General features: G+C 63.4%; 11 protein-coding genes. All 11 read right to left on the bottom strand.

The features are described from left to right. Nucleotides 1-268: rhodanese-like domain-containing protein (locus tag RKP46_RS04430; protein ID WP_409194103.1), on the bottom strand; the 268-nt coding region annotated here is incomplete at its 3' end. Between the two features lie 120 nt (nt 269-388). Next, entirely contained in the window at nt 389-1231 is an 843-nt protein-coding gene (locus RKP46_RS04425; RefSeq protein WP_311105511.1) for a diguanylate cyclase, read from the bottom strand. Continuing rightward, the gene (locus tag RKP46_RS04420; protein WP_311105510.1) at nt 1228-2739 is read right to left on the bottom strand and encodes a proton-conducting transporter membrane subunit; all 1512 of its coding nucleotides are present in this window, start codon (nt 2737-2739) and stop codon (nt 1228-1230) included. Before RKP46_RS04420 ends, RKP46_RS04425 begins: the two co-directional genes overlap by 4 nt. Beyond that, nucleotides 2736-4328: a proton-conducting transporter membrane subunit gene (locus RKP46_RS04415; protein ID WP_311105509.1), complete on the bottom strand. Its 1593-nt coding sequence runs from the start codon at nt 4326-4328 to the stop codon at nt 2736-2738. Before RKP46_RS04415 ends, RKP46_RS04420 begins: the two co-directional genes overlap by 4 nt. Next, entirely contained in the window at nt 4321-4692 is a 372-nt protein-coding gene (locus RKP46_RS04410; protein WP_311105508.1) for an NADH-quinone oxidoreductase subunit K, read from the bottom strand. The genes RKP46_RS04415 and RKP46_RS04410 overlap by 8 nt, the downstream gene beginning before the upstream one ends. Continuing rightward, entirely contained in the window at nt 4689-5375 is a 687-nt protein-coding gene (locus tag RKP46_RS04405; protein ID WP_311105507.1) for an MnhB domain-containing protein, read from the bottom strand. The genes RKP46_RS04410 and RKP46_RS04405 overlap by 4 nt, the downstream gene beginning before the upstream one ends. Continuing rightward, entirely contained in the window at nt 5372-5650 is a 279-nt protein-coding gene (locus tag RKP46_RS04400) for a DUF4040 domain-containing protein (protein WP_311105506.1), read from the bottom strand. Before RKP46_RS04400 ends, RKP46_RS04405 begins: the two co-directional genes overlap by 4 nt. Then, nucleotides 5647-6000 (bottom strand): monovalent cation/H(+) antiporter subunit G, encoded by a 354-nt coding sequence (gene mnhG, locus RKP46_RS04395; RefSeq protein ID WP_311105505.1) that lies wholly within the window; start codon nt 5998-6000, stop codon nt 5647-5649. The genes RKP46_RS04400 and mnhG overlap by 4 nt, the downstream gene beginning before the upstream one ends. Then, the gene (locus RKP46_RS04390; RefSeq protein ID WP_311105504.1) at nt 5993-6280 is read right to left on the bottom strand and encodes a monovalent cation/H+ antiporter complex subunit F; all 288 of its coding nucleotides are present in this window, start codon (nt 6278-6280) and stop codon (nt 5993-5995) included. Before RKP46_RS04390 ends, mnhG begins: the two co-directional genes overlap by 8 nt. Beyond that, nucleotides 6277-6744: a Na+/H+ antiporter subunit E gene (locus RKP46_RS04385; protein WP_311105512.1), complete on the bottom strand. Its 468-nt coding sequence runs from the start codon at nt 6742-6744 to the stop codon at nt 6277-6279. Before RKP46_RS04385 ends, RKP46_RS04390 begins: the two co-directional genes overlap by 4 nt. Before the next feature lie 121 nt (nt 6745-6865). Continuing rightward, nucleotides 6866-7771 (bottom strand): universal stress protein, encoded by a 906-nt coding sequence (locus RKP46_RS04380; protein WP_311105503.1) that lies wholly within the window; start codon nt 7769-7771, stop codon nt 6866-6868. Nucleotides 7772-8083 lie beyond the last annotated feature (312 nt).

Raw genomic sequence — 8083 nt, 5'->3', positions numbered from 1 at the left:
TGACGACCACCGGCTGGTCCGGCTTCGCCACCGCGCGTACCTTCTCCAGCCAGGCTGGATCGGGGCGACCGCGCTCGTCGAAAAGGGTGATCATCTGGCTGCCCGGTACGACGCCGGTTTCCTTCCACTCTCCTTCCGTGCGGATGTCGACGATCGGCACACCGGCCACGGCAAGGCGTGCCAGCTCCGCATTGCTGATATCGATGACTTCGGCACGCAAGGGAAGGGATACGACCAAGGCAACGAGCAGGGGAATAAAAGACTTCATGGCAACTCTCCGCAAGAGGGGGCTATTCTACGACGCTCATCCATCCGGGAAAAAGCGCGCAGCAGCAACATGTGGCAGACCGCAAGGTGCCAAGTGCGTTCGCCAGACTTTGCCACACACTCAGTATTCCCGCTGCAACCACCCATTTCGCCCACTGCGCTTGACCTCGTACATCAGCGCATCGGCACCCGCGATCAGTTGTGCAATGTCGGACGGCGTGCGGACATGGATGGCAACCCCGATAGAGAAGCGCACTGGCCAGTCGCGTGCCGCCATCGCATCGAGAAGATCGTGGCGCAGGCGCTCGACATAACCGCGCACGCCCGCCGAATTCATGCCCGGCAGCAGCAGTGCGAACTCATCGCCGCCTAGCCGGCCACCAATATCGCTTGCGCGCAGGTGGCTGCGCAGCACTCCGGCAACAGCAACCAACGCAGCATCGCCGGTCTCGTGGCCGAGGCTGTCATTCACCTCCTTGAAGTAGTCGAGGTCAATGAACACTGCCGTCACCGGGATTTCCTGCCGCGCTGCCAGCGCCAGCATATGCTCGCCCTGTTCGAGGAACTCGCGGCGGTTGCACAGCCCGGTCAGCGCATCCTCGCGGGCGAGTCGCGACTCGCGTTCGAGTACCCGGCGCAGGCTGCCAAATGCACACGCCGCGACGATGAAAAGTACGAGCCGGATGCCGCTATTGAAAAGCAGCGGCAGAAAATCCCCCTGTACGCCTACTAGCCGCAGATCGGCCGCGAACCAGAGGCCAACAACGGCAAGCGCCGTTGCGATGCCCGCAGCCATCCCTCCGTACCACGCCACCAGCAGCACCGGCAGACCAAAGAAAAGGTGGAATTCATAGGCCAGACCGGAGCGCAGGTGCAGCCAGGTCACAACAAGCGCCAGTGCCATCGCGACGAGAAGCACAAGCCCCGGGTGCGGACGGGCGAGCAGTGGCGGTACGGGCTTCATCTCTGCGGTAGAAAGTATTCCCGTTCGGCAATCATCTGCGCCCACGAAAGCGGACTTGCCATGTCAGCGGGAAGCACGCCGAAGAGCACCGACAGCGCTGCCGTGACGAGCAGCGGTATCAGCAGCAGCCAGTGCGTCTCGACATATCCGCGGCGAACGATATGTTCATCCGGCCAATGCTCGGGCGATTTGCGCACCCAGGCCCGCCACAGAATCGGAAGAAAGTAGGCTGCGTTGAGAAGGCTCGACACAGTCAGCACCCAAACAGCCCAATCCATACTGGCAGCCACCGCGCCATCGCCCAGCCAGGCCTTGCTGACTGCGCCCGCGGTGAGCGGCGCCCCCATCATCCCCAGAGCCCCCAGAGAAAATGCCATCGTGGTAAGCGGCATGCGCCGGCCGACTCCATCCATTTCGCTGATCTTGTGGATACCGAGAGTCTCCGCGTAAGTTCCGGCGGCGAAAAAGAGCGTGATCTTCATTACGCCCTGATGCACAAGGTGCACCAACCCGCCTATCGTGCCAATCGGGCCAAATAGTGCGGTACCGAGCACGATGTAGGAGACCTGGCTCACCGTCGAGTAGGCCAGCCGTTTCTTCAGTTCGTTCTGAAACAGGGCGCGCAGGCTGCCCCACAGAATGGTGATTGCGGCAAGGACGGCAAGGGGTGTCATCAATCCGAGTGCATGTGCCGTCTCCGCGCCATAAACCTCGTAAACGATGCGCACTATGCCGAAAGCGCCCGCCTTGACCACGGCCACGGCATGCAGCAGCGCAGACACCGGTGCCGGCGCAACCATCGCTTTCGGTAGCCAGCCATGCAGGGGAACGATCGCTGCTTTGACACCGACTCCAGCGATCAACAGCACGAAAATGGCTTTCAACGCCCCTTCATTGCCCGGCAGCAGCGTCGCCACAAAACCGCCGTGCGTGAACCCGGTGTGATGCGAAAGGCTTTCCAGCCAGACGATGCCGGCGAGTAGTGCTGCGCCACCGACCAGCGTGTAGCCAAGATAGACGGTCGCGCCGCGCTTCGCGTCCGGCGTGCCGCGATGCGCAACGAGCGGAAAAGTGGCGAGCGTCAGCAGCTCGTAGAAAACGAAGAACGTAAACAGGTTGCCGGCCATTGCAATACCGATGGTCGCCGTCACGCATAGGCTGAAAAAGCCGAAGAAGCGGCTGCGGTGTGGCGCGCCCTCCAGATAGCCGATCGCGTAAAGCGTGGTGAACAGCCAGAGCACGGTGGAAAGCGTGATGAATAGCAGTCCCAGCGCATCGGCCTTGAAGACGAGTTCCAGCCCCGGGGCGACCACGTGACGGAAGCCGTAGACCTCCCCTGCCTGCACGCCGGCAAGCAGCAGGCCGACGAGCACGATCTTGGCGAGGGCGCCAAAGAGGTTGAGCGTCGTACGCAGGCCATGCCAGGCCTCGGGTAGTGCAAAGATCACCAGCCCCGGCAGCAGCGAGGAAAGCAGCACGAGAAGCGGCAGCAGTTCGTTCGTCGTCATGGTGCGCCTACTACCGCGCCTGACGTCAAGCCCGGCACCAAGCCCGAAGTCACGCCCGAAGTCACGCCCTCTCCCGCTCCCACGCCGTCGACCAGTTGCAGCAGTGGCAGGCCACCGAACAGACCGAGCAGCACGCTCGCTGCCGCTAGCGTAAAGGCCATCCACTCAGCGCTGCGCGGCACCACGCGCGCCTTGTGATGTTCGGCCTCGATTACCGCTTCCGGCAAATTGAGGAAGGCCAGTCGCAGCACCCTGAAGATATAGATCGCCGCGAGCAGCCCCCCGGCGAGGATCACCGCGACCAGCGGCCAGTGTCCGCGTGCCATCGCCAGATCGATCAGCAGCCACTTGGCGAGAAAGCCACCGGAGGGCGGCAAGCCCATCAGCGAGACGCCGGCGAGGGCAAAGGTGAACAGGGTCAGCGGCAGGCGTTCGGCGATGCCGGCCACGTCATCGACGCGATCGCGACCGGTGGCGTGGATGATGATGCCAGCGGCGGCGAACATCGCCGCCTTGCCGAGTCCGTGCGCGAGTGCCTGCAGGGTTAGGATGGCGCTGGCACTTGCACCGGTGCTGCCCACGCCGACAAGCGGCAACGCGAGGAAGAGATAGCCAAGTTGCGCCACCGTCGAATAGGCCACCAGCAACTTCAGCCGTTCGGCGTGGATGGCCCGCCAGGAACCCCAAAGGATCGCGGCTGTGCCGAGCAGCGTCGGCAACCACGCCAGCGGGGTCAGCAGCGGCGCCAGCGGGCCCAGCCATAGACGCAGCACGAGATAGATCGAGGCCTTGACTACCAGCGCGGAGAGCAGCGCCGAAACCGGTGCCGGCGCGCCGCCATGCGCCGGCGGGAGCCAGAAGTGGAAGGGAAAGAGCGCGCTCTTCATCAGCAACCCTGCCATCATGAGCAGCGCCGCGATCAGCGCCACTTCGCTTGCCCCCGCACCCGCTGACGCACTCGCGCCGGCGATGAGCGGCGTCAGCGTCGCCATCGAGACGCTGCCGAAGGCGCCATAGAGCAAGGCCACGCCCAGCAGATAGGCTCCGGAACCGAGCAGGGCCGCAAACAGGTAGCGCAATGCTGCCGCCGTCTGCGCCGCGCCTCCGCCGCTGGCCACCAACCCGACGGCCGCCAGCCCGACCAGTTCGAGGGTTACGTAGAGATTGAAAATGTCTTCCGAAAGATAGAGCGCGTTCATGCCTGCGACAAGGAAGCCGGCCAGCGGCCAGAAATGATGACCGGCCGCATCCGGACGCGCGCCGTCCTGATGAAAATAGCCGCGCGCGAAGATGAACAGCGGCAGCGCCACCGCCTGCGTCAAAAGCAGCATCGCCGCTGCAAGTCCGTCGGCGACAAGGTCGATGCCGAGTGGCGCGCCCCAGCCGCCGGCCGCATGGTGCAGCGGGCCGCCATCCATCACGGCGGACGCCAGCGCGAAGGCGAGCATCAGTTGCACGGCCGCCGCCGCAATCGCCAGACGGCTGCCACGCCCGGTGCCCAGCACGAAGGCCAAGGCTGCCCACGCGAGCGGCAGCAGGATCAGCAGCGGCAGCGCGAGCGGCGCCAGCATTGCGAGGCGCTCAGTCATCGCCCCGCCCGGCGACGGAATGCGACGCCGGAAGCGAACAACCGGCGCCGGTTTCACCCTTCACCCTTTCCTCTTCCGTCTTCCCGTCCGCATGCCCCGTCTGCGCGTGCAGACGACGGATCAGCGCCAGCGCTAGTCCGGTGGCGGCCACGGCTACGACGATGCCGGTGAGCACCATCGCCTGCGGCACCGGATCGGGGATGCCATTGCGCTGGGCGAGGCCGACCAGCACCAGGCAGGCACCGCTGCCCATGATGTTGAAGGCGAGTACCCGGCGCAGCAGGTGGTCGAGCAGGACGACACCGGCCGCGCCCGCCGCAAAGAGCAGCACACCGGCAATCGCATAGAGCAGCGCGCCGCTCATTGCCGGCCTCCGGCATCGTCGGCGAGCAGCAGGAAGAGTCCGGCGAGAACGAGTGCCAGCGACACCGTCAGCCCGCTCTCGATGGCAAGGATGAGCAGGCCGGCGGCGGCCGGCGGATACTGCAGCAGCGCACCACCGGCGAGCGGTATTGCGGCGATGACGAGAAAGATGGCAAACCCGGCGACGGCAGCGACGCGAAGGCGGCACGAGGGGGCGGTGCAAGCCGGCACGATGCGCGCAAAGTGCAGCAGCACGAGCGCCGCCGCAAGTATGGCGGCGGCCTGGAAGGCGCCACCTGGCCTGTGTGCGCCAGCCCACAACACATAGATGGCGAAGATCACGGCCAGCGGCGTCACCAGTCGGGCCAGCGCCGATACCATTGGGTCGGCATCGATCGCGACATGAGATGCTGGCGTCCGGCCGGGATCACTCGAAAGGTTGGTACGCGCGCTGGAAATGACGACGCCGAGCAGCGCGACGAGCAGCACGGCAATTTCGAGCAAGGTGTCATAGCCGCGCGTATTGAGCAGAACAGCGGTAACTGGGTGGGCAACTCCGCTCGCTGGCATCGCCTCGGCAAGCAGGGCCCGCAGGTCAAGCGCGGCCGCCGGCAGGTCGAGCAGCACGTCGATGAGCAAGGCGGCGAAAATGGCTGCGGCAGAGAGCGTGACGAGACGTTTCATCGCGTGTGCTCCGCGGTGGATGCCTCATCCGGCGGCTCGCCACGCAGCGCACGCCACGCATCGAACAGCAGCACGCCGGAAAGCCCCGCACCGACGGCTGCCTCGGCGAGCGCGATATCCGGCGCATCGAGCCGCACCCAGGCCAAGGCCATCAGAAGGCCGAAGACGACGAAAGCAAGCAGCGCCTGACCAAGGCGCGGCGTTGTCATCGCACGCAAGGCAGCGAGCAGGAGCAGCGCGACGAGCAGCAGGTCGAAGGCCAAAGCGGCGCTCATGTGTCGCCCCGCTTGTTGGTGCCTTCCGTCGCTGCCGCCGGGCCGACACTTTCGGTATCGCCCCGCCATGGCGCGATGCCGAGAGTGTCGGCCCGGCGGGCGATGACGTAGCCGATTGCGGCACTCGCCACCAGCGCCAGCGGCCAGATGAGCAGCAGTTTGAGGGCGACGGCAATGCTTTCGGCCTGCAGCGCGAGGCCGACAACAATGCAACCCAGCCCGAGGTTGTCGACTTTGGCAAGGGCATGCAGCCGTGTGTACAGGTCGGGAAAGCGCAGCAGGCCGACCGTACCTGCCAGATAGAAAAAGGCACCGGCCAGCAGCAGGCTGCCACTCAGGATCTCAATCATCGTGACCCTCCGCAGCGCTGGCACGCCTCCAGGCACGTTGCGCGAAGGCGATGGCGGTGATCGCGGCAAGCAGCGCGAGCGTCAGGGCTACATCGAGGAATGGCGTCAGCGCGCGCTCGCCGGCGAAGGCGAGCAGCACCAATACGCCGACGCCCGTACTGCCGAAGAGCAGCGCTGCAAGCAGGCGGTTGGCATCACCGGGGCCGCGCAGCACGCGCCATAGGGATGCCGCGAGGTTGACGAGCAGAAACAGCGCGATCGGCAGTTCGAGACCGGTCATGGTGCTACCCCGATCATGCGCGCGACCTGTGCTTCGAGTGCTGCCGCTTCGGCGGCGACCGGAATGTCGGCATCGATGGCGTGCACATGCAGCATGGCTCCATCGAGGCGTACGCTGAGCGTGCCCGGCATCAGGCCTAGAGCACCGGCGACGATCAAGCGCGGCGCGCCCTCGGGTAGCGTCAGCATCACATCGATGCAACGCGGGCGAGGATGGCGACCTGGATCGAGCGCAAGGAGTGCCACCTGCAATCCGCTGACAACGGAATTGCGCAGAAAGAAAAAGGCAAAGGCAAGCACCGCCCGTGGGCGCAGATAGTGGCGCGGCGGCATCAGCCGGAGACTTGCTGCAGTAGCGAGAATCACGGCAATGGCGCCAAGCCACACGGCGTCAAGATTGCCTTCGGAAAAAAGCAACCAGAGGAACGCGAAGCCTGCGCCGCGGCGAAGGGCGGCTGGCAGCATCATGCGCTGGGTAGCTCCCACGAAAGGAACAGGCAGGCAACTGGGGTGCTTGAGTGATTGGTTCCGGATTCATTGACCACGCTGACCATGCGTGTTCTCGGAGAAAGAAGATTTCGCTGGGTCATGGAACCAAAAGTACGTCGCAGTTGGCGTGATACAGGACATTGCGCGTCACACTGCCGAGAAGACGTTCTTCAATCGCACTTCCGCTGTGTCGGCCGACGACGATGAGGTCAATGTCGACAGCTGCAGCTTCCAGCACTGAAGAGGCAGGGAACCCGTGCGTAAGGCTTGAGGCGAATTCCTCTCCACCTTCGAGCTTGGAGAGAAAATCCTGCATGCCCTGCTCGGCACGTCCTCGCTCGATCAGTCTGTATCTCTCTATATCCTGGTCATTGGCGCCAGCAAGTCGCATGCGACTCTCAAAAGTAACCTTATAGGCATTGAGGAGTCGCAAATGCGCATTTGGAAAAAGCTTGCGTGCAGTATTTGCAGCACGCAGCGCATTCTCTGAATAGTCAGTTGCTACGAGTACGCGCAGCATTTCTCGGCGCGGCTTGTCGTTTGCGACCAGCACAGGTACCCCGGCATGCTTGACCAACTTGAGTGCGGTCTCGCCAAGAACTGCGTCGGCTATCCAATGCTCTCCTTGCTTGCCTACGACGAGCAGATGAGCTCCCTTTTCCTTTACAAATCGGGAAATTTCCTCTGCTGCCGATCCGGTCGCCGAATCCGCGAAAGCTTCGATACTGTGTCGAGAAGCAAGATCGGCCACTATCTCCGACAATCGGCGGCGTGTCGCTAAAACGGGGTCTTCGCCCTGCCAGTGGGAGGTGTTGTAAAGGCTGGCGACAGTTGCCCAGATGCTGTCGTTGAAAACGTGTAGTACATGCAACTGCCTATGAAGTCCGGAGGCGAGGCCTGCGGCGCGCTCAACAGATACTGCAGCGCCATCGGAGAAGTCGGTGGCAACGACTATCGGAGCGGCGCTTGAATCAACGGTCAAAGTGGTTGAGGGCGACATCATTACCTTTTCCGGTTGGGCAACGCAGGGTCATCAAAATCCATATGCTTGGTCTGATTGTAATGGATTGGACAAGTTCAGTACGGTTCAGTGCGGTTCTGAGCGGAGATCATTCATCAGGAAAAGTACTGACATCGAATGGGCAACTCCGCGTCATGGAAAATTCGGGAATGGAGTCGTGCAGTTATCACCATCCATGTTAGGCAACGCCATTCTCCCGCCTTGTCGTTTCTTCCAAGTAGTTGCCCGCGCCGCAGGGCAATGCCGAGGGAACCTATATCGCGGACAGCGTGTCTTCTTAACGTGGAGATCAAT

Origin of the sequence: Accumulibacter sp., from assembly GCF_031732815.1 — a bacterium.
GTDB lineage: Bacteria > Pseudomonadota > Gammaproteobacteria > Burkholderiales > Rhodocyclaceae > Accumulibacter.
The sequence above is the reverse complement of the archived record's forward strand: the minus strand, read 5'-3'. Positions and strand labels throughout refer to the sequence as shown.